At 40.8% G+C, this 20,014-nt stretch carries 14 protein-coding genes, 1 tRNA gene and 1 pseudogene; 9 read left to right on the forward strand and 7 right to left on the reverse strand.

Going from position 1 to position 20,014, the window contains the following annotated elements:
- Nucleotides 1–755: 755 nt before the first annotated feature.
- A pseudogene (locus IPM47_06650) lies at nt 756–1,016 on the forward strand (T9SS type A sorting domain-containing protein).
- 299 nt (nt 1,017–1,315) lie between these two features.
- Here IPM47_06650 and IPM47_06655 read toward each other — a convergent pair.
- Complete coding sequence (locus tag IPM47_06655) at nt 1,316–3,445, reverse strand: PP2C family protein-serine/threonine phosphatase (GenBank protein QQS30607.1); 2,130 nt, start codon at nt 3,443–3,445, stop codon at nt 1,316–1,318.
- 324 nt (nt 3,446–3,769) lie between these two features.
- Here IPM47_06655 and IPM47_06660 point away from each other — a divergent pair, with 324 nt between their 5' ends.
- The 4 genes from IPM47_06660 (at nt 3,770) to IPM47_06675 (ending at nt 8,980) form a co-directional block, all read left to right on the forward strand.
- Nucleotides 3,770–4,150, forward strand: coding sequence for a hypothetical protein (locus IPM47_06660; GenBank protein ID QQS30608.1), 381 nt, complete (start codon nt 3,770–3,772; stop codon nt 4,148–4,150).
- A gap of 88 nt (nt 4,151–4,238) precedes the next feature.
- Nucleotides 4,239–6,131, forward strand: coding sequence for a DNA mismatch repair endonuclease MutL (mutL, locus tag IPM47_06665; GenBank protein ID QQS30609.1), 1,893 nt, complete (start codon nt 4,239–4,241; stop codon nt 6,129–6,131).
- Between the two features lie 303 nt (nt 6,132–6,434).
- On the forward strand, nt 6,435–7,058 hold the full coding sequence (locus tag IPM47_06670; GenBank protein ID QQS31407.1) for a rhomboid family intramembrane serine protease: 624 nt from the start codon (nt 6,435–6,437) through the stop codon (nt 7,056–7,058).
- Between the two features lie 125 nt (nt 7,059–7,183).
- Nucleotides 7,184–8,980 (forward strand): T9SS type A sorting domain-containing protein, encoded by a 1,797-nt coding sequence (locus IPM47_06675; protein QQS30610.1) that lies wholly within the window; start codon nt 7,184–7,186, stop codon nt 8,978–8,980.
- Nucleotides 8,981–9,109: 129 nt separating this feature from the next.
- Here IPM47_06675 and rpiB read toward each other — a convergent pair whose 3' ends face one another.
- Both rpiB and IPM47_06685 read right to left on the reverse strand, forming a co-directional pair.
- Nucleotides 9,110–9,556 (reverse strand): ribose 5-phosphate isomerase B, encoded by a 447-nt coding sequence (gene rpiB, locus IPM47_06680; GenBank protein ID QQS30611.1) that lies wholly within the window; start codon nt 9,554–9,556, stop codon nt 9,110–9,112.
- Nucleotides 9,557–9,715: 159 nt separating this feature from the next.
- Entirely contained in the window at nt 9,716–10,579 is an 864-nt protein-coding gene (locus tag IPM47_06685) for a DUF3108 domain-containing protein (protein ID QQS30612.1), read from the reverse strand.
- A 632-nt stretch (nt 10,580–11,211) separates the two neighbouring features.
- Here IPM47_06685 and IPM47_06690 point away from each other — a divergent pair.
- Together IPM47_06690 and IPM47_06695 are read left to right on the forward strand one after the other, a co-directional pair.
- Nucleotides 11,212–13,221 (forward strand): WD40 repeat domain-containing protein, encoded by a 2,010-nt coding sequence (locus tag IPM47_06690; protein QQS30613.1) that lies wholly within the window; start codon nt 11,212–11,214, stop codon nt 13,219–13,221.
- A gap of 209 nt (nt 13,222–13,430) precedes the next feature.
- On the forward strand, nt 13,431–14,426 hold the full coding sequence (locus IPM47_06695) for an aspartate-semialdehyde dehydrogenase (GenBank protein QQS30614.1): 996 nt from the start codon (nt 13,431–13,433) through the stop codon (nt 14,424–14,426).
- A gap of 119 nt (nt 14,427–14,545) precedes the next feature.
- On the opposite strand, the gene frr is transcribed toward IPM47_06695, so the two are convergent.
- Nucleotides 14,546–15,109, reverse strand: coding sequence for a ribosome recycling factor (gene frr / locus IPM47_06700; protein QQS30615.1), 564 nt, complete (start codon nt 15,107–15,109; stop codon nt 14,546–14,548).
- A gap of 708 nt (nt 15,110–15,817) precedes the next feature.
- On the opposite strand from frr, the gene IPM47_06705 reads away from it, so the two are divergent.
- Nucleotides 15,818–15,891 (forward strand) — tRNA-Ile (locus IPM47_06705).
- Between the two features lie 262 nt (nt 15,892–16,153).
- Complete coding sequence (locus IPM47_06710; GenBank protein QQS30616.1) at nt 16,154–17,482, forward strand: hypothetical protein; 1,329 nt, start codon at nt 16,154–16,156, stop codon at nt 17,480–17,482.
- 176 nt (nt 17,483–17,658) lie between these two features.
- Here the strand turns inward: IPM47_06710 and IPM47_06715 are convergent, their stop codons facing one another.
- The 3 genes from IPM47_06715 to IPM47_06725 form a co-directional block, all read right to left on the reverse strand.
- A complete protein-coding gene (locus tag IPM47_06715; protein QQS30617.1) occupies nt 17,659–17,985 on the reverse strand; it encodes an iron-sulfur cluster assembly accessory protein in 327 nt (108 codons plus the stop codon).
- A gap of 75 nt (nt 17,986–18,060) precedes the next feature.
- Nucleotides 18,061–18,480, reverse strand: coding sequence for a Fe-S cluster assembly scaffold IscU (gene iscU / locus IPM47_06720; protein QQS30618.1), 420 nt, complete (start codon nt 18,478–18,480; stop codon nt 18,061–18,063).
- A 46-nt stretch (nt 18,481–18,526) separates the two neighbouring features.
- Nucleotides 18,527–19,750, reverse strand: a complete 1,224-nt coding sequence (locus tag IPM47_06725) for an IscS subfamily cysteine desulfurase (protein ID QQS30619.1) — start codon at nt 19,748–19,750, stop codon at nt 18,527–18,529.
- Nucleotides 19,751–20,014 lie beyond the last annotated feature (264 nt).

The raw sequence follows: 20,014 nt of genomic DNA on the forward strand, positions 1-20,014 counted from the left end.
GAGTATAAACGGAGGCTATATAGCAGGTGCACTCACTAACGGGTTTGTCGATGCCTATTACAAAGGCACTATCATCAAATTCAACGATAGCTTTGACATAGTTTGGTATATTGACCATATTCTTTACAATTGCGGACCAGCAACAGTCAACGAATTAGAAAATGGCGATATTATTACAAGTGGTTGTAACGACCCCTTGGGTGAGTATGCTCAAATGCAGATCATCAAATTATCGGGCGTAGATGGGGGCTTAAAATGGCGGCGCACCTACGGCGGCAGTTGGCACGACTATGCCTACGACCTTGCCCTTACACCTGATGGCGGTTTTTTGGTAGCCGGGAGGCAGGATACCATCATACCCGGTGCTCCGGTTGGTCATGCCTCGGCTTGGTTACTCAAACTCAACTGCATGGGGTTAATCACCGAGCCGGAAGCGGCTTTTGCCTACGAGCCTTTGGGCAGCAACGAAATACAGTTTACCAACCAAACCCTCTACGTCTATCCCGACAGCATAGACGGAGGCTACTACCGTTGGGATTGGGGCGACGGCAGCCCGCCTTACCTCTGTGGGCAAGGCTACGACCCTTGCTCCGGCAATATCCTGACCCATCAATACCCGGCTTCCGGCACTTATACCACCACCCTCACCGCTATCGTCTGTTCAGACACTTCCTTAGTACAGGCACAGATAGATACCGAAGGCGGGGGCGGCACGGTAGGATTACCCCCAAAGGGCGAAAAATCCTTACAGGTTTACTCCCAACCCCGCCACAAACACCCTCACCTTTCAACAGGTTTCAAAGTCCCCTTCAGGGGATTTAGGGGTGAACGGGGCAGGAGATTTGGAAATAAAACTACACACCCTCACCGGACAAACCGCCTTGCAAACCACCCTTGCCGCAGGCGAAACAAACAAAACCATTTCGGTGGCCCATCTTCCGGTTGGGATGTATCTCTATGAGGCCGAGCAATCGGGCAGTGTGTTGGCGCGGGGGAAGGTGGCGGTGGTTAGGTAGTGAAAAGTGAAAAACTAAAAGTGAAAAGTGAAAAACCTGAAAGAGTTAATATGAATAGCCATTGTTAATTGTTAATTGCCAATTGGCAATTGCCAATTGCCCATCTGCCTGAGACGTTGTAAATTTATATGATGAGTGGTGGCTGTGTGTTGGCATGGGGGAAGATGGAGGGAATGTCCCTTACTATTTCATGTTTCACACACATATTTTGGTTATACAGTTGGTATATTAGCATAAAACAGAAAGACAGAAGGGAATAGAACTCCGACAACTAACCACCTTTTTTTTGAAAACAGAAATCAGAAATGACGGTAATCATCCATTTCCGGCAAAAATCTGGACGTGCTCAAATTGTCTTCAATTTCTGTGTTTTCATCAGACTCCCAGGAATCGTTCAGCCGGTTTATTTTGATGACCATAATAGAGGTGTCATCGCGGTAGTCGCTGTTGATTGTAAATGCAGCATAGTCTTTATAGATGGCCTCGGTAATGTCTTTTGCAGGGAGATGAGCATTGCTGATGACACAGTTTTTAAGATTTTCGTATCCGTATTGTTCTTCGGCACTTTCTGTTTTTCTACCCTCAACCAGCCCGTCAGTATAAAGCACGAGGACATCACCCTGCTGAAGTTGTATATTGGTTACTCCGATAAATCTCGAATAGCTTCGGTTTCTGATAATGCCGAGTCCCAATCCTTCACCTTCAATATAATCTGCCTGTTTTTCACCGGCATGGTAATACAACATAGGGTTATGGCCTGCTCTGGCATAAGTGAGCTGATTGGACTCTAAGTCAAAAAGGACATATACGGCTGTTATAAACTGGTTTTTTTCAAGACATCGGGAAACAGACCGATTGGACATCAGCATAAAATCGGAGGCGGATAAATTGAGTTGCATCAGGGATTGAAAGATGCCTTTCATTTGTGCCATGTGAAAAGCGGCAGAAGCCCCTTTTCCTGAAACATCCGCCATAATGACGGAGATATGCCGGTCATTTGATTGCGCGTAATCATAATAATCTCCTCCGATTTCTTTGGCAGGTTCGTTAAAAACGGCGATATCCAAATACTCCGAATCCGGAAATGTTTTGGGCAATAAGGCCTGTTGTACATTGGTGGCAATTTCCAGTTCTTCTTTAAACCGTGCCGACCGGATGGTTTCTTTGGTCAGTTCTGAATTTTCCAAAGCCAATTTGGCTTGATTGATAAAACTCAGGCAACCTTTAATGGTATGTTCATCAAATCCTTCGGCAAATCCTTTTGTCAGACAAATAACTCCTTCGCAGTAATTAGGTTTGGTAAATACAGGCAAAACCAGCAATGATTTGTAGGGGGTTTCTTTTTCAGAGAAAATGTCATATTTGTCTAAATCAGGAAAATAATGATAACCTTTTGCAGGTTCTGATTTGACCATATCCTTAAAATTCATCCAAAGATTAATACGCCAGATCTGCTCGCTCGAAATATCTACAAAATGGCAGGTTTCATCACTTTTTAAGGGACGCATCAACAGCCAGCCCGCATTTGCCGAGGTGTTTTTCAAACAGACTTCAAACAAGCGATGATACATATCTATGCTGCTTTCGCGGCGTTGAAGCGCAAGTCCGATTTCCTGAAACCTGTTGATTTCGGCCATTTGCTCTTCGATTACTGAGGATACCGGCAGCGTAAACAGCAAAGATAATAAGGCAAAAAGACAATAGGCCGAAACCGCACCAATCAATATGGTTCCGAACAGGTTATGATAGATGGGTAGTTTGATGACATATTCCAACCCTTCTGTGTTATAGACAATCTGAAAGGCGGCTAAATGAATCAGGTTGGCAATAAGCAGGTAAAAAACAATCACCCATTTATCGCGACGGGTAAGTTCTGCTACCCATTTAATGCGGTTAAGCAAACTGATAGCGGCTATAAAGGCTATGAAATAAACGGTTGTTCTGATTAAACCGGTCAAAAAGCTCCAGGGCAGCCCGGCTATGGCACTTATCAGCAAAATTATAAAAAAGGCCTGCCATTGGCGTTCTGCCCTGATACTGCGCCGCACAAACATCAGCTTGCGCATCATAGTGAGGGCATACAAAAAGTAACTCATCACCCCATACAAAATCAACATCTTCACCCCTCGCATACCCGCAGGCGACAATAACATTTCCAACTCCGCCCAGGCAACTATGGCTGAAATTATAATAATGGTAACGCCAAATATGATAATGCGCGTGAACAAACGATGAACATTAAACAAATACTTGTTCCACGAATTGATGTTGTAAAACAAAAGATGGGTAATTGCCGTCGTCGCAACCATGATATTCAACTCCAACTCTGTAATAATAAATGGAGTTACCTCATAAATGACACACAAGGTAGCGAGTATGTAAGCGGTTATGCCAACAATCAGGAGGGTATAGTATCGTTTAAACTGCATGTATGGCTTTCTGCATAGTTTCTATGAGTTGAAAAAGTGGTGCGTTTAAGTTTCAAAGCCACAACAACCCTCGCAAAGGTAGCCAATATATAAATGACATTTAACAAGTTGAACAATTTCTTAACCTCTTTGACAGGCGTGGCCGTTAAACTGTCTGTTTCTTTCTCTTGTTATCTTTTAAGCCATCAAATTTTATTAGTTTTGCAGATAGTTTTCATCGGTAACTATCAACTTCATAAAACCATATCCGGCTCATTGAATAAAACATCTAAATCTTTGCCGACTTAATCCTTTTCCTTTTTTAACCTATTAAAACCCTAAAACATGAGCAAATCTATCTGGAGGTCCAGTTTTTTCAAACTACCCCAACACAAACAGTTCAACTACATTCCACGATACTACGACCCCAAAACCGATAAAGAACTTACGGATGAGGCGGCAGATGAAATCAGATTGGAGCGAGGTGCATTTTTTAAACAACGCAACAAAAGCCGTTTGGCAGGGGCTTTTACCGGAAACCATGTATCCAACACCTTTGAGCGGTTCGCATTCAATCGTCAAGCGCAGTTTTTACGCATTCTGATGCTTGTGGGACTCCTTACTATCGGGCTGCTCACCCTGTTTGAAAAGCTGAGCTTATCGGTAGCCGTTCCTTTTTTACTGCTATTTGCGGTGGTATTCATTGCCAAATCCCGAAGTTTGTAACCGTTTTTTTATTGGTTTCACCTACGGTTATTCATATTCAACCCCTTCAGGTTTTTCGCTTTTAGTTTTTCACTTTTCACTTAAAATTATGTCAGATATTATCAGACTTTTACCTGATTCGGTCGCCAATCAGATTGCTGCAGGCGAGGTAGTACAACGTCCTGCGTCAGTGGTTAAAGAGTTGCTCGAAAACGCCATTGATGCCGGAGCAAGCCAAATCCAGCTCATTTTAAAAGAGGCAGGTAAAAAGCTCATTCAGGTAACAGATAATGGAATTGGCATGTCAGAAACAGATGCCCGCCTTTGTTTTGAACGACATGCGACCTCTAAAATTAAAAACGCTTCCGATTTGTTTGCCATCCGAACCATGGGATTTAGAGGAGAGGCGATGGCTTCTATTGCTGCCGTAGCACAGGTTGAGCTAAAGACAAAACAGCGCGGAGCCGATTTAGGAACCTTGGTTTATATCGAAGCTTCTGATCTTAAAATCCACGAACCTTGCCAATTTACAGAAGGCACTTCTATTGCGGTGAAAAACCTGTTTTTTAATGTACCTGCACGGCGCAATTTTCTAAAATCAGATTCCATAGAATATAAATATATCCTGGATGAATTTCAGCGGGTAGCGCTTGCCAATCCAAAAATCGGATTTTCCTTGTTTCACAACGGAACCGAGATTTACCATCTTCTTCCTGAGAATCTTCGCAAGCGGGTAGTTTCGCTTTTTGGACCAAATTTTAACGAAAGGTTAGTTGCCCTTGAACTCGAAGCCGATTTTATCCGCATTTACGGGTTTATCGGCAAACCCGATTTTGCGCGGAAAACCCGGGGTGAACAATTCTTTTTTGTGAATGAAAGGTTTATTAAAAGCAGCTACCTTAACCATGCGGTGATGTCTGCCTACGAAAAATTATTGCCCGATCAAACTTACCCTTTTTACCTTATTTTTATTGACATAGAGCCCAACAGGATTGATGTCAATGTGCATCCTACCAAACAGGAAATTAAATTCGACAACGAACAGGTCGTTTATACTTTTGTCAAAACTACAGTTTCACGAGCTTTGGGGATGAATAATATTTCCCCAACGCTGGATTTTGAAAATGAAATCAATCCGGCTATTTTTAATCTGCAAACAAACGAAAACCCCGAAAGAGCGTTAAAAAACAATTTAAGAACAGATAACGGCTATAAAAACACTGAAAAAAAAGAGGTGCCCGGCTATCAGCATAACAAAAAAAACATCCCTGCCAATTGGGAAGAACTATATCGTACCCATACTATTGACACAGAACAAAATGAAAATATTTCACTGCTGCCCGAAAACGGCAATCAGCAGCAGAACTCTCAGCAAAGCATCATTTTACCCGGAACCGACCATGCTAACCAGGAATTGCACGAACAGGTAGCGCCTGTTCAACTTCACAATACCTACGTGCTTAGTTCCATAAAATCGGGGTTTATCCTGATAGACCAACAAGCGGCCTCCGAACGTATCTTGTACGAACGCTATCAAAAAGCCTTGTCAAAAGAAAAACCAAACCATACTCAACAGTTATTGTTTCCTCAAAATATTGACCTTTCAAGACCTGATGCTGAATTGTTAAAGCAAATTCTGCCCGACATTAACACACTTGGCTATGATATTGCGGCTTTTGGCCCTCATAACTTTGTGTTGCGGGGCATCCCTTCCGATACCCGACAGGCAGGAAAAGAACAACAAATTATCGAACAACTGCTCGAACAGTTTAAACTTCATTTGTCAGACCTGAAAACCGGCAACCGAGATGTACTGGCTTTTACGATGGCGCGAAGCAATTCAATTAAAAAAGGGGAGAAATTGCCCTTCGAACAACTTCAAATGTTAGTTGACCAGTTATTTGCCTGCGAAATGCCCTATTTTACTCCCAACGGAAAACCTACCTTAGTGAGGTATTCACTCGAAGAGGTCGAAAAACAATTTGAGCGAAAAAAGAGTTAGTGTAACAATGTTCACCGGAAGCAGTATTCCGGTTTAAAAGCACAAATCTCAACTTATATACCTAAATTTCCTATGCAACAATTCCAGCAACCCGGTGGCTTCAGTGTGATGCCCGAAGTGGTGAAAAACCTGCTCATCATCAATGTCTTGGTCATGTTGGCCGTACCTGCTCTTCAAAGTGGTTTAGGCATTGATGTGTCGCGCTTACTCGGACTTCATGTTTGGAATGCCTCAGAGTTCAGACCCTGGCAGTTTATTACAACCATGTTTGTCCATGGTAATTTCGGACATTTACTGTTTAATATGTTCACCCTTTGGATGTTTGGTTCGGTATTGGAAAATATCTGGGGGGGTAAACGTTTTTTGACTTTTTACCTCCTGACCGGGCTCGGCGCAGCCTTTCTTTACTCCCTTACTTCATATTTTGAATTGCTCCCCGATATCAACCTGATGAATGCTTTTCTCAATAATCCCGGTAGCGACTCCTTACTCAATTTAACCCAAAACCACCGCTTTGTGGTCAGCGAAGGTTTTAATTATGACATCTATAAACAATACCTTGGTTTTGAAGAAAACTTTTCAAAGTTTGCCAATGCCCCCGACAACAAACTCCTGCTCAATGATATGGTTCGGTTTATCCACGACTATAAAGAATATTTCCTTAATCTTCGCGTGGCAGTAGGGGCATCGGGAGCCGTCTATGGATTGTTGATGGCCTATGGCATCATGTTCCCCAATCAATTGCTCTATGTTTATTTCCTGATTCCCATCAAAGCCAAATATTTAGTGATTATTCTTGGATTAGCAGAACTGTTTTTAGGCATGAGAAACAGCCCGGGCGATAATGTGGCGCATTATGCACATTTAGGGGGTATGTTGTTTGGATTTATCTTGCTTCGATTTTGGAAACAACGGAGAATTTATTAACCTAATCTCAAAAAAAAAGCTGTTATTTTTCGCAACAAAACCACAAACTCAATAAATATTGGCTTGTTTTTTGCACTTTTTAAATGTTTGCCTAACTTTATAGTTTAAATCAATCCGCTTAAACAATGAAAACTTTATACACCTGCTTTTTCTCTGCTTGTTGTCTTATCATAACCCTGTTTTTACTGTTAGTTTCATCTGTTTCCATTCAGGCACAAACAGAAGACCCTTGTGTTACGGGAGGTTATTTTTTATCCACAACCTCAACCGATGTTACCTGCTATGGCGCTAATAACGGAACTGCAACTGTTGCAAGTTCTGGTTGCAATTGTGTGTTCAGCGGCTGTTTGTTTTTATGGGAAGATGGTCAGCAAACCCATACCGCAATCAACCTCACCGCAGGGGTCTATGAGGTTACCATCACACACCCCAACGGTTGCATCATGGATACTTTTGTAGTGGTTAACCAACCCGAATCATTTATCAGTGAAGCAATAGCTGTCAATCCGCTTTGTCCGGGCGGTTCGGATGGAAGCGCGCAAATCATACCGACCGCTACAGCCGGCCCTCTTACCTATGAATGGACAAACGGAGATACAACTGACCTCATTTCCGGAGTTGGTGCCGGAACATATCTGGTTACGGTTACCAATTTTATAGGGTGCAGGATTGTCAGAGAAATAAACATAGAAGATCCTTTGGCTCCTCAGTTGGATGTGGTCGTTCAAAAATCATGTGCCGGCAGCAATTCAGGTTCTGCCGAGGTAATGATAATCGGCGGTAGCCCTCCCTTTACCTACTTATGGAACGATTCAGCAGAATGTCCTTATCAACAAGCAGAAAATCTGCCCGCAGGTGATTATACCGTTTGGGTTACCGATGCTAATGGTTGTGAATACGAAACAACTGCCACTGTTGAAAATTTCAGTGAAATTCCCCTTGAAACTGCCATTCAGGACGCATGTTTTGGTGCTGATAATGGGTCAGTTAATATCTTAGTAGATGGCTCAGCCACTTTCCCACTGACCTATTACTGGAACAATATGCCCATTACCGGAAGCCCGGGCGGAGTTTCTTTAACAGGGTTAGCTCCGGGAACTTATGAATTTAGTATGACCGATGGCAATGGTTGCGGCTTTTCCCAAACTATCACGATTGCTGAAAATATGCTGCCGGCAACTATTATTGGTCCCACAGCCCCTGTTTGCCCTAATCAATCTGTACAACTTTCCACCACTTTTGGCGCAAGTTCTTATGTTTGGTCTCCTTCTTCAGGATTGGACAATCCCAATAGCCCGTCTCCAACAGCAACAGTTGACCAAACTACTACTTATCTGGTAGAAATCACCTCTGATGCCGGTTGTATTTCTACTGCGGCTTTCACCATAAATGTAAATAGTGCCCCGGAATTGACCATCAATGCCTGGGACAATACAATTTGTCAGGGAGAAAGCACACAGTTGGTTGCAATGGTGTCTGGCGGAGCAAGCTCATTTTCATGGATACCGGTAACAGGGCTGAGCAGTGCTACCACCAACGCTCCTTTTGCAAGTCCCAATGAAACCACCAATTATGTTGTTGTGGTTACCAATGCAAGTGGGTGTACTTCTTCGGCAGAAGTATTGATTACTGTTGAAGACTGCACAGGAATAGACCCAACTATCAAGTCTGAATTCGTTAATATCTATCCCAATCCGGCAAGCAATGGTCAATTTACCCTGTTATTAAATGAAACATTCGCTCATTCAGAGTTGACTGCATCTGTTTTCAACACCAATGGTCAGTTGATACTCACCAGGCATTTTAATTCTTCAGGCAATACAAATTTACCGCTTCATCTGACCGATTTCCCGGCTGGATTATACTACCTGCAATTGCAATCTGAACATACTCAAATTGTTGAAAAGCTGATAGTCAGATAGTTTTCGGAAATTTCAACCATAGAAGTTTTAGTTAAAACAAAAGCGGATGCTTCTTTTGAGGCATCCGCTTTTAAGCATATTTGTGTATTGTCTGTTTTTACAATAAGAAATTACTATCAGTTTTCATTTTCACCGGCAAGCTATTTTGTTCACCCGTTGTTGATGCCGCCCTCCCTCAAAAGAGGTTTGTAAAAATAATTCGGTCATTTGGATGGCATAAGGCAGAGCGACAAAACGGGCAGGAAGACAGATAATGTTGGCATCGTTATGGGTTCGGGCAAGCCTTGCAATCTCTAATTGCCAACATATTGCCGCCCGAACTCCGGCATGTTTGTTGGCAGCCATAGCAACACCATTCGCACTGCCACAAATCAAGATGCCCAAATCAGCGGTTCCTTTTTCCACCGCTTCGGCAACAGGGTGTGAAAAATCAGGATAATCTACTGAATCAGCACTATAAGTACCCATATCTTCAACCAAATACCCTTGTTGTTTCAGGTGGTTGAGAATGGCTTCTTTGTATTCAAATCCGGCATGATCGGCACCTATTGCAATTGCTGGCTTCTCTTGTAACATATTGGTTTGTATTTAACTCTCAATATTTGAGAGGGTAAAAATACAAAATTCACCGCTCATCCATTAATCTTTTGGAACGAGTCTTTCAGATAAATGGAAATAAGTGGTGTATTTTAAAGGTTTCAAAATTATTCGTGGTTTCCAGTTTCTTAGTATGCGTTATTTTACCTTGGCATCCATCGGATTGCGAAGCCCGCTAAAATCGGTAAGATAGACCTTTACATAGCCCACACTCAAAGGTGACTCAACATACAAAGGCAACCTGTTGGCATCGTCTGTTACCCAAACCGTCATCATTTCACCTCCTTTAAACACATCTCCTTCCAACAACAAAGGGGCAAATTTTACGCAACGAAACTTACCGAATTCGGTTTTAAGCGTTTCTTTACCCAAATAGCGGGCATGAACCGGATAGATGGCCCCGTCTAAAAACAACTCCACATTAAACACATCGCCTTTGTTCATATTGCTGTAATCAATACAACGGGCGGCATAAACTGCTGAAAGCAGGTCTTGGGTGCAGTTGGTGATGGAAACCGTTTTGTTTTCGAGTTGGGTTTTGCCTTTGCGTTTGTGATAATGAATAAAGGCCTCTTTTTTCTTGTGGTCAAAACTATAGAGGTGATTGATGGTAAATCCCCCTTCATTTACATCCCGAACAAACTTTAACGGTTTAAGAGTAGCCGGGTCCATATATGTTTCATATCTGTCCCTTACTTTGTAAAACCAGTCAAAAGTGCGATGGGTTTTACCTTCGCTAATGATGTGATAGACCGGTTTTCCATATAAATTTTCCGACTTAATTTCAAAGGTAGCCTTTCCGGCATTCATCCAAACGGCAGTCCAGTTGTAATAAACGTTGAAAGTTGCTTTTTCGCCAGCTTGAAAAGTGCCGTTAGATAAATCGCAAACTAATTGACTATCTTGCTCATCTTTTTGTTCATTAATATCACTAAGCCTTGAAGCAGATGGAGTGTTTAAAAAGGACAGCCATCCTGCGATTAGAAGAATATAAAAATTCATTGTGTCTTTTCTCTTTTTTTGATGTAAAACATTAGGGGTATAAAATTAGTATTTCTTATTGTGTTTTGGTAATGATAGACCATAAAAACCATTCATAGTTTAAACGTATTTGAATAGCCCTATGGTATAATACCCCTCCTTCATTTCTTGTAAATTACAAATCTACAAAATAACTTGAATAATATTATTCCGTATAGCTGCTTTCCGCTTGTTGCTCTCTCTAAACTGCTGAAATAATTACAAGTTAACGAGATTTAATTCAAGTTGATTAGCTTTAATTTTAATACAAAAATACCAATCATTCATCTATGAAACTTCTACACCAATTAGTCAATATTGTACAAACTGTTGTACCTTGCATACAACAAACCCCCTTGAATAGCTAAACTAACAGTCTTCATCAACAAAAGTTGTACTTTATGCTATCTAAAAACCTTAATCAACTGATCCGGTTGTTTGATATGTTCAAAATCATTTGCCCTGTTCATTTCCCGCACTTAAATTTTTTGGCTATTCTTCAATGCCGGCGTTGTTTAAAACATCAATCTTTCTTGTTGCTTATACTTTTCGTTAATGCCTGTACAAGCAGCAGTAAAATTCAGGAGGATTCGGAGTTACTACGTCTAAGAACAATGAACAGGGCCGAACATCTTAATTCTGATGCTCTGGAAACCCTCTACCGGCTGAACAATCCAACAGAAAGCTTTAGAATTGCAGCGCAATCATGGAAACTTTATCCGAATCACAATGCACACGAAGCACTTCTCAAAGCCTATTTCTCAGATGTGTTTGAGTTGGAAGGAGCTTTTTACACCACCCCTTTTTACCAAACGGTGCATTCCTTTTCTCAAACAGTTTACAATGCGGCTTTCTCACAGGATGGGCAATACCTGATTGCTGATGCCGGCCAAAAAGCTATCCTTATCAAAAATACAAACAGAGTGGTTTCAGAGTTGTCTGCCCACAAGTCCACAATTTATTCAGTAGGTTTTACTCCTACCGGCCGTTATCCTTTTACCACATCACAGGATTTTAGTGCACTTATTTATGACCATAGTGGCAATATTTTGGTTTCACTTAAAGGACACCGTGCTCCTGTTTATGATCTTGATGTTTCTGCCGATGGTAATACGATTGCAACAGCAGGTTGGGATGGCACTGTTAAGCTTTGGAACTGGAATGGAGAAGAAATCAATTCATTAGTTCCGGGAAACAAAATGGAACTTTTGACTATTGCACGATTTTCTCCCGAAGGAAACTATCTCATTACTTCCGACGGCTTTCAAATTGCAGTTTTCGACCTCAACAATGCCGCTAAACCAATCTACACTATTTCACAAAAGAATGATACTTATACCGATATTGCACTATCTAAATCGCGCAATATATTTGCCTCAAGTACGGTCTATGGTGCAATTGATATTTATGAAATAACCGGTAAATATCTGACTACGCTTTACGGACATTCTGCATCGGTTAGAAAGGTTGCTTTTTCTTCTGACGGAAAATACATGGTTACTGCATCTGCCGACAAAACTGCGATCATTTGGGATGCCAGCTGGACAGCGAAAGTAGTTCTGCGGGGACATTCTGCACCCTTATATCGGGCAACGTTTTCTGAAGACGGTCTATACATTTTAACAACTGCTGAAGATGGCACAGCGCGGTTATGGAATTGGAAATCGGGTCAAATACTACCACTACCTCAAAATAAAGAACTAACCACCTATTTCTCGCCCGATGGGGAACATATCATTACCGTTGGACCCAATTATAATGTCAAAGTTTGGAACTGGCAAGGCAACCTGTCCGAAGATGTTCAGGTTCCCGTGAATACCATTGCCTATGCCTTTTACCCACCAAATAGACTGGCTACCGCAACTCAAAAAGATTACGAAACCATCATCAACAATCTTAAAAACGAACAACTCGTTACATTATCCGGAAATTCTGCCAAAGGTTTTAACGTGTGGTTTTCGCCGGACGAAGCTCATTTTGTTACTGCCGATAAAAACGGAAATGTTCAAATCTGGGATCAAAATGGCAAGCGCTTGGCTAATGTAAATGCACATACAGATTGGCTGACCGATGCCACATTTTCAGCAAACAACAAGTATTTTGCTACTGCATCATTTGACCATACTGCCAAAGTCTGGAACTTTGCCGGAGAACATATTGCCACGCTTGACGGTCATGGTAAAACAGTGAACTCTGTTCGCTTTTCACCAAACGGGCTTCAGCTTCTCACTACTTCAAAAAACGAAAAGGCAATTCTCTGGAACTTGAATCAATCTGCCAAAGCTACACCTGAGACTATTTTTGCCCCTTTTAGCGGAGAGTTGTTTGACGCAGCATTTTCACCCGATGGCGGGTATTTGGCAATAGCAGCCCAATCCGGAACCGCTTCTTTGTGGAACAAAAAAGGGCAACCCATTGTCAACCTGAAAGCTGCCTTGCCTTCGCAAAAACTACAACAGATTAGATTTTCACCCGATGGCAGATTTCTTGCGACGGTTGCTCCAAAAATGGCTCCTTTAAGATGGCCTATAAATCCCGAGGCACTTTTAGAATCGGCAGAAAAAAGGGGAATCGAACCTTTTACCGAATCTGAACTTAAATGGTACGAATCGGACAATGATTGAGCCCGAGCAATGAATTTTACTTTCTTTCAAATCTATAAAAGAATGCCAAAGCCGGTTTTTCAACAGCGCATTATGTTGGAAACATCTATGCTTTTTTTAGTGTCAATTATGTTACCTTTGCGCCTTCAAATCCGGAAACAGTCAAATAAATGATTGCAAAAAGGTAAAATTTTTAATTTTATTAAAACTTCAAACAAGTATTTTTAAAAATGAAAGTAGCAGTTGTTGGTGCAACGGGGTTAGTGGGTAAAGTGATGCTAAAGGTTTTGCAGGAACGCAATTTTCCGGTAACGCAAATTATTCCCATTGCTTCGGAGGCTTCTGTAGGGAATAAAGTGGTGTTTAACGGTAAAGAAGCTGCGGTAGTGAGTATGGAAGACGGATTGTTTAACAAACCCGAAGTAGCATTGTTTTCTGCCGGTGCAGGGGTATCACTTAATATGGCACCGCGTTTTGCAGAGATTGGAACAACGGTGATTGACAATTCATCAGCATGGCGAATGCACGAGAACATTAAGTTGGTGGTGCCCGAAGTAAATGGAGAAGTGCTGACCCGTGAAGATAAAATAATTGCAAATCCCAATTGTTCCACTATTCAAATGGTGATGGCGCTCAGCCCGCTCCATCAGGCATTTAAAATCAAACGCATTGTAGTCAGTACTTATCAGGCAGTAACCGGAACGGGTAAAGAGGCAGTTGTTCAACTGAAAAATGAGCGCAGCGGAATTGAGGAGGAAAAGGTTTACCCTTACAATATTGACCTAAATTGTCTTCCGCATTGCGATGTGTTTACCGAAAACGGCTATACAAAAGAAGAAATGAAACTAGTCAATGAAACCCGCAAAATTCTGAATGATTACAGTATTCAGGTAACAGCAACAGCAGTTCGTGTGCCCGTTTTAGGGGGTCATTCCGAATCGGTCAATGTGGAGTTTGAACGCGATTATGGAAGCATTGACGAAGTCCGCCGAATGTTGAACGAAATGCCGGGTGTTGTTGTGATGGACAATATCAGCCAGAATATCTACCCTATGCCGTTATATCAGCAAAACAAAGATGAGGTTTTTGTCGGCCGTATCCGCAGGGATGAATCACAGCCCAATACCTTAAATATGTGGATTGTTTCAGATAATCTTAGAAAGGGAGCAGCAACCAACGCCATCCAAATTGCCGAGTATCTGATTGCTAAAAACTTATTGGGGTAATTCAGCCGAAGTTAAGACAACTTTAAAATATTAAATAAAAAAGAGGGGGATAGCAGTCAAACTATCCCCCTCTTTTTTACTAATTACTTCAAAAGAAAGTCAATTAAAACCGTTTTTACTTAAACGGTCATAATTTCAGTTTCTTTAGCATGAACCACCTTATCTGTTTTCTCGATGAATTTATCGGTTAATTCTTGAATTTCGTGTTCTGAATTTTTTCCCATATCCTCTGACAAACCATCCTTCACCAATTTTTTAATATTATGGATGGCTTCGCGTCGGGCATTGCGAATACTGACCCGCGTATGTTCACCCATATCCTTTACCTGCTTCACTAAGAGAAGCCTGCGTTCCTGGGTCATAGGCGGAATTGTAATTCTGATAATTTGTCCATCATTTTGTGGTGTAACTCCCAGATTAGCTGCAAAAATTGCCTTTTCTATAGGGGCTACCATATTTTTTTCATAAGGTTGTATGCTCAAAGTTCGGGCATCTAATGAGTTGATATTTGCAACCTGACTGACGGGGGTATGTGCTCCGTAGTAATCTACAAAAACATTTTGCAGCATGGCGGGAGTGGCTTTACCTGCTCTCACGCCCTGCAGTTCTTTTTGTAAATGTTCCAAAGCATGCGTCATTAACTCTTCGGCAGCTTCAATTTCTAATTTTGAATCTTCTATCATATTCAGGCAATTTAGTACATTAGACTTATTAAAATCGGTTTTGTTACCGGATAATGAGGCAAAATTACACAAACCATCAAATTCTAACAATTATTCTTAGTTTTTTGTCCTTTTTACAATCTTCTCAAATGAACAGTTAAGAGTATAAAGCAATTTATAAGGGTTTGATGTATAGATAGTCAGGAATACTTGGAAAAGTTCTTTTTTTAACACTTATTGAACGAAGCCCCGATATATATTCATCCGGGTTTTAAAATTATTAATAATTGTTTGGTTGTTTCAGAAACAATGTCAGATTTAGCCTTGAAGAATATTCCTTCAAAACCCATTCGCTACAGAATCAAATATTTTATTTTCCACAAATAGCTTCAAATCAAATAATTATAGACACCATAGAGTTAAATCAATCTTCCAAACTTCTACATCTACTAAAGGGGGGGTATTATGAATTGCTTTTTATAAATGCGAATTTACCAAGACCAACTGATATAAATGTAACTTCCGGACTGTAGAACTTTGCAGGCATTTAGTGATAGTTAACATTGTGAATAACCGTTTTTCAATGCAGTGTGGATGTATCGAGCTAAACTTACTATCTGTTCAAACAGATAGAAAAGGGGAAAAAATATTGACCGGTTGAATTATTTTAACCTTTAGTTAGTTGTAACCGGAAAAATGTTTATTTTTGTGCGGTAGTTTTAAAAAGCAGGGCTCTTAGCTCAGTCGGTTAGAGCAGCGGACTCATAATCCGTAGGTCCGGGGTTCGAGCCCCTGAGGGCCCACTTTAACAACACAAACCTTGATTATTGGCTTTTCAATAGTCAAGGTTTTTGTTTTGTATATGATTGTATAATTGCATAAACGGGCAGTTCTAAACTATTTTTTGTGTTTATTTGAAGATTTTAAGTGAAGTTTTTATCTTGCGGTAAAAAAATCAAAATTTCTTTAACTTAGAAACACTTAATTTGTTTTTATATCGTTATCTAAAAGCATATTGTTGCATCTAATTTAATTTAACCCAATTAACCAACCACCACTCAACCTATGTCAACAATTCAACAATACGACCCAAATTCAACCGACCTAAACCATTATCAGGACATCAACCAACTTCCAAATCTTTTATATAGTTGCAGATTTAAAAACCCGAATTCGGCAAAAGGTGTTGCTTCTTTTATTCAGTTTTTAACAAAAGCAAAAATCGAAGAGTTGTATGCCCAATACAAACCCGCTGTATCGTTATTTGGAAGACTACTTTCGGGTTTTAGCAAAGTATTTACCACCGAACTACAAAAACTTCAGCTCCAAACTATAGCCAAATATATGGCTGAGTCTGTGGTTGTTCAAAAAGAGAAACTGACTGATTTATCGCTTTTATCTCATAATTTGGCGACTTTAGCACCGGCAGCCCATAAATTGTTGGTCAATAAAATTATAGCTGAGGTTGATTTGCCTGCACAAATTCAGGTTCCGCTCAGTCGTGGTTTCCTGCCGTTCATCAAACAAATCAAGCGATTGGCCATAGAACAAAAAAATGAGCAGTTCGACATCATTGCCAACGAAATTACCTCTTTGGTTTTTCAAATTCCTGTTGCTGATTTTTTAGAACGGTACAATAATATTGAACTCAACCGGGTGTTATGGGAATTGCTGCAACTTGACCCCGATGGGTTAAAAAACTGGATTCATAGCGTAGAATCTGCCGTTTGGTTAGAAAAAATCAAACGAGAAGTCAACAAAGACGCACTATTCCGGTTGTTATGGGTTTTTTACCATGTTGATTTTCATCTGTCCCGTGCTTTAGCTAATTATGTGTTTAAACGCCGCTACGAAAACAGCCGGACACGCACTCAAGCCGAAGATGTTCCATTACTCGGATTTTTCCTCAATGTTTTCCGTTTTCAGGTTAAAACATTAGTTCCACATACCTCAGAAGTTGCTTTCCATATCTCCCGAAATGCATATACACTGAGCCATATTGCTTTTGCGGTCCATTTTATTGAAGCGGGGAATCCGAGGCTGATCAATTCCTTTAGAAACTATCTGTCTGAATTATCTTATATCGAAAATCCCATGTTTGCATGGAATAGTTTAGTCGAAAGTTACCCAATAGCCGCAACACGCCCTTTCTTATTAAAGTTAATCGGACAGTTCAAACTCCCGTTCGAACCGCTTTCTACTTTTAAACTGATTGAGCGCAATTTGGTTAATGCCAATGTTTTTACGGCATCTACACCTTTCGACACTTCTTTATCTATTTGTTTTAATCCTGAAGATCCCACTTCACTGTTTAAGCATGAAGAAGTTGCGAGGACATTTATGCAGCTATTTTATGAATCAAAGGGATGGCCTTTGCCGGCAAACGAGCATTAAATTGCTGTTTGTGTCGAAGTACAAATTATATCCCAATAACTTGTCTTATTCATTTCTGTGCAGTTAATCCTCAATATAGAGAACCAAAAACTAAAAGCCGCCCAGTTTATAAAAACAAGGGCGGCTTTTAGTTGTGAATGAATAATGTCTTTCGCCTCGTATTCAACGATAGAAGCTTATACCGCAAAACTTTCCCCACATCCACAAGTGCGGGCAGCATTAGGGTTTACGAAATAAAACCCTTTACCATCAAGTCCGCGCGAAAAATTGAGTTCAGTATCAAAAAGATAGAGAAAACTTTTTAGGTCGGTAACTATCTTAATGCCTTTGTCTTCAAAAATCTGATCACTTGGATGGGTTTGGTTGTCAAAATCCATTTTATAAGACAGTCCCGAACAGCCTCCTCCTACCACGCCAACCCGAAGGAAGTAGTCTTCATTCAGATGTGCCTGTTCTTTTAATTCGCAGATTTTGCTTTTTGCATCTTCACTGATGTAAATCATATCAATTTCTGTTTAGAAGGCGATAGCTATGATTGGTGTTATTTTTGGTTGCCGTGTTTTTTATAGCGGTCGTTCTTAGTGAACAATGCTTTCTTCAAATTTAACCGGCTCTAATCCGTTTTTAATGCGGTAGTCGTTAATAGCTGCTTTGATTGCATCTTCAGCCAATACAGAGCAGTGTATTTTAACCGGAGGTAAATTCAACTCTTCCACGATGTCCATATTGTCAATTTCGAGGGCTTCGTCAATGGTTTTACCTTTGAGCCATTCTGTAGCTAAGGAAGAAGAAGCAATAGCAGAACCGCAACCGAAGGTTTTGAATTTAGCATCGGTGATAAGACCGGTTTCTTCTTCAACTTCAATTTGTAAGCGCATAACATCGCCACATTCGGGAGCGCCTACCAAACCTGTTCCAACATTTTTTTTACTTTTATCAATTGTTCCCACATTGCGGGGATTGTTATAGTGGTCTAACACTTTATCTGAGTATGCCATGGTGTGTATGATTTTAAAGGTGGATTGAATTGTATAATAGTTAAAATCAATGGTCAGCCCATTGAATTGTTTTAAGGTCTATTCCTTCTTTAAACATTTCCCATAAAGGACTAAGTTCCCTCATCCGGTTTACGGCTTTGGTAACCTGCTCAATGGTGTAATCAATTTGTTCTTCGGTGTTGAATCGGCCAAGGCTGAAGCGGATTGACGAATGAGCAAGCTCATCATCTAACCCCAAAGCGACTAAAACATAAGAAGGCTCCAGCGATGCAGAAGTACAGGCAGAACCTGACGAAACTCCGATGTTTTTGTTGAAACCCATCATCAGTCCTTCGCCTTCCACATATTTAAAGGAGATATTGGTGATATGGGGCAAACGGTGTTGCGTGTTACCATTAATATAGCTTTCTTCTAATTTTATGAGACCGGATTCCAGTTTGTTTCTCAGGTTAGAAAGCCTTTCAGATTCTGTGGACATTTCGAGACGGCAAAGTTCGGCAGCTTTGCCAAAGCCTACAATTCCGGGCACATTTAACGTACCGGAACGCATACCCCTTTCGTGCCCGCCTCCATCTAATTGGGCTGTTAGTTTGACCCTTGGGTTTTTACGCCGAACAAATAACGCACCTACTCCTTTAGGTCCATACATTTTGTGTGCGGTAAAACTCATCAGGTCAATTCCTAACTTTTGAACATCAACCGGCACTTTTCCAACTGCCTGAGTGGCATCTGTCATAAACAATGCGCCGTGTTTATGGGTAATCCGTGCGATTTCTTCGATAGGTTGAAGAACACCAATTTCGTTGTTGGCAAACATCACCGAAACTAAAATAGTTTTTGGGGTAAAAGCTTTTTCCAGAACTTCGAGACTGATTAATCCATCTTCCTGAACATCCAGATAAGTTACATCTATTCCTTTTTTCTGAAGGTTTTTACACGTATCTAAAACGGCTTTATGCTCAGTCTTAACGGTAATGATATGGTTGCCTTGTCGCGAATACATATCAGCAACCCCTTTTATGGCTAAATTGATTGCTTCGGTGGCACCGGAAGTAAAGATGATTTCTTTGGGATTGGCGTTGATGAGTTGAGCAATTTGCCCGCGCCCATAGTCAACTGCTTCTTCGGCAGACCAACCAAATGGATGATTTCTACTTGCAGCATTGCCAAACTGCTCGGTAAAATACGGTAACATGGCTTCCAGAACACGCGGATCCATCGGGGTAGTTGCGCTATTGTCGAGATATATCGGCAATTTTAGTGTTTGCATACAAAAGTTAAATTTTAGTACAAAGATAACGCATGTTTTTTGATATAGTTCAGGTTGTTTAGATTTTTTCTAAATAAAGATGCGAAAATAGGAGTAATTTGTTGATCAAAAGATACTTTTAAATCATTTGACTTTCGTTCCTTGTTTTCAGCCAACAGATGTTTTTGTCCTACATCAATTAAAAAAGTTGCATTAAGCCTGTTAAGTAATCAATTGAATATCCTATAAATAGGATGAGCAGAGGAATTATATAGAAAACTCCGG

It is taken from the genome of Sphingobacteriales bacterium (assembly GCA_016700115.1).
Classification (GTDB): domain Bacteria; phylum Bacteroidota; class Bacteroidia; order Chitinophagales; family UBA2359; genus UBA2359.

Coding starts and splice junctions, on each gene's coding strand:
- IPM47_06655 (QQS30607.1), bottom strand. CDS start 3,445: ATGCAGTTTAAACGATACTATACCCTCCTGATTGTTGGCATAACCGCT.
- IPM47_06660 (QQS30608.1), top strand. CDS start 3,770: ATGAGCAAATCTATCTGGAGGTCCAGTTTTTTCAAACTACCCCAACAC.
- mutL (QQS30609.1), top strand. CDS start 4,239: ATGTCAGATATTATCAGACTTTTACCTGATTCGGTCGCCAATCAGATT.
- IPM47_06670 (QQS31407.1), top strand. CDS start 6,435: ATGTTCACCCTTTGGATGTTTGGTTCGGTATTGGAAAATATCTGGGGG.
- IPM47_06675 (QQS30610.1), top strand. CDS start 7,184: ATGAAAACTTTATACACCTGCTTTTTCTCTGCTTGTTGTCTTATCATA.
- rpiB (QQS30611.1), bottom strand. CDS start 9,556: ATGTTACAAGAGAAGCCAGCAATTGCAATAGGTGCCGATCATGCCGGA.
- IPM47_06685 (QQS30612.1), bottom strand. CDS start 10,579: ATGAATTTTTATATTCTTCTAATCGCAGGATGGCTGTCCTTTTTAAAC.
- IPM47_06690 (QQS30613.1), top strand. CDS start 11,212: ATGAACAGGGCCGAACATCTTAATTCTGATGCTCTGGAAACCCTCTAC.
- IPM47_06695 (QQS30614.1), top strand. CDS start 13,431: ATGAAAGTAGCAGTTGTTGGTGCAACGGGGTTAGTGGGTAAAGTGATG.
- frr (QQS30615.1), bottom strand. CDS start 15,109: ATGATAGAAGATTCAAAATTAGAAATTGAAGCTGCCGAAGAGTTAATG.
- IPM47_06710 (QQS30616.1), top strand. CDS start 16,154: ATGTCAACAATTCAACAATACGACCCAAATTCAACCGACCTAAACCAT.
- IPM47_06715 (QQS30617.1), bottom strand. CDS start 17,985: ATGATTTACATCAGTGAAGATGCAAAAAGCAAAATCTGCGAATTAAAA.
- iscU (QQS30618.1), bottom strand. CDS start 18,480: ATGGCATACTCAGATAAAGTGTTAGACCACTATAACAATCCCCGCAAT.
- IPM47_06725 (QQS30619.1), bottom strand. CDS start 19,750: ATGCAAACACTAAAATTGCCGATATATCTCGACAATAGCGCAACTACC.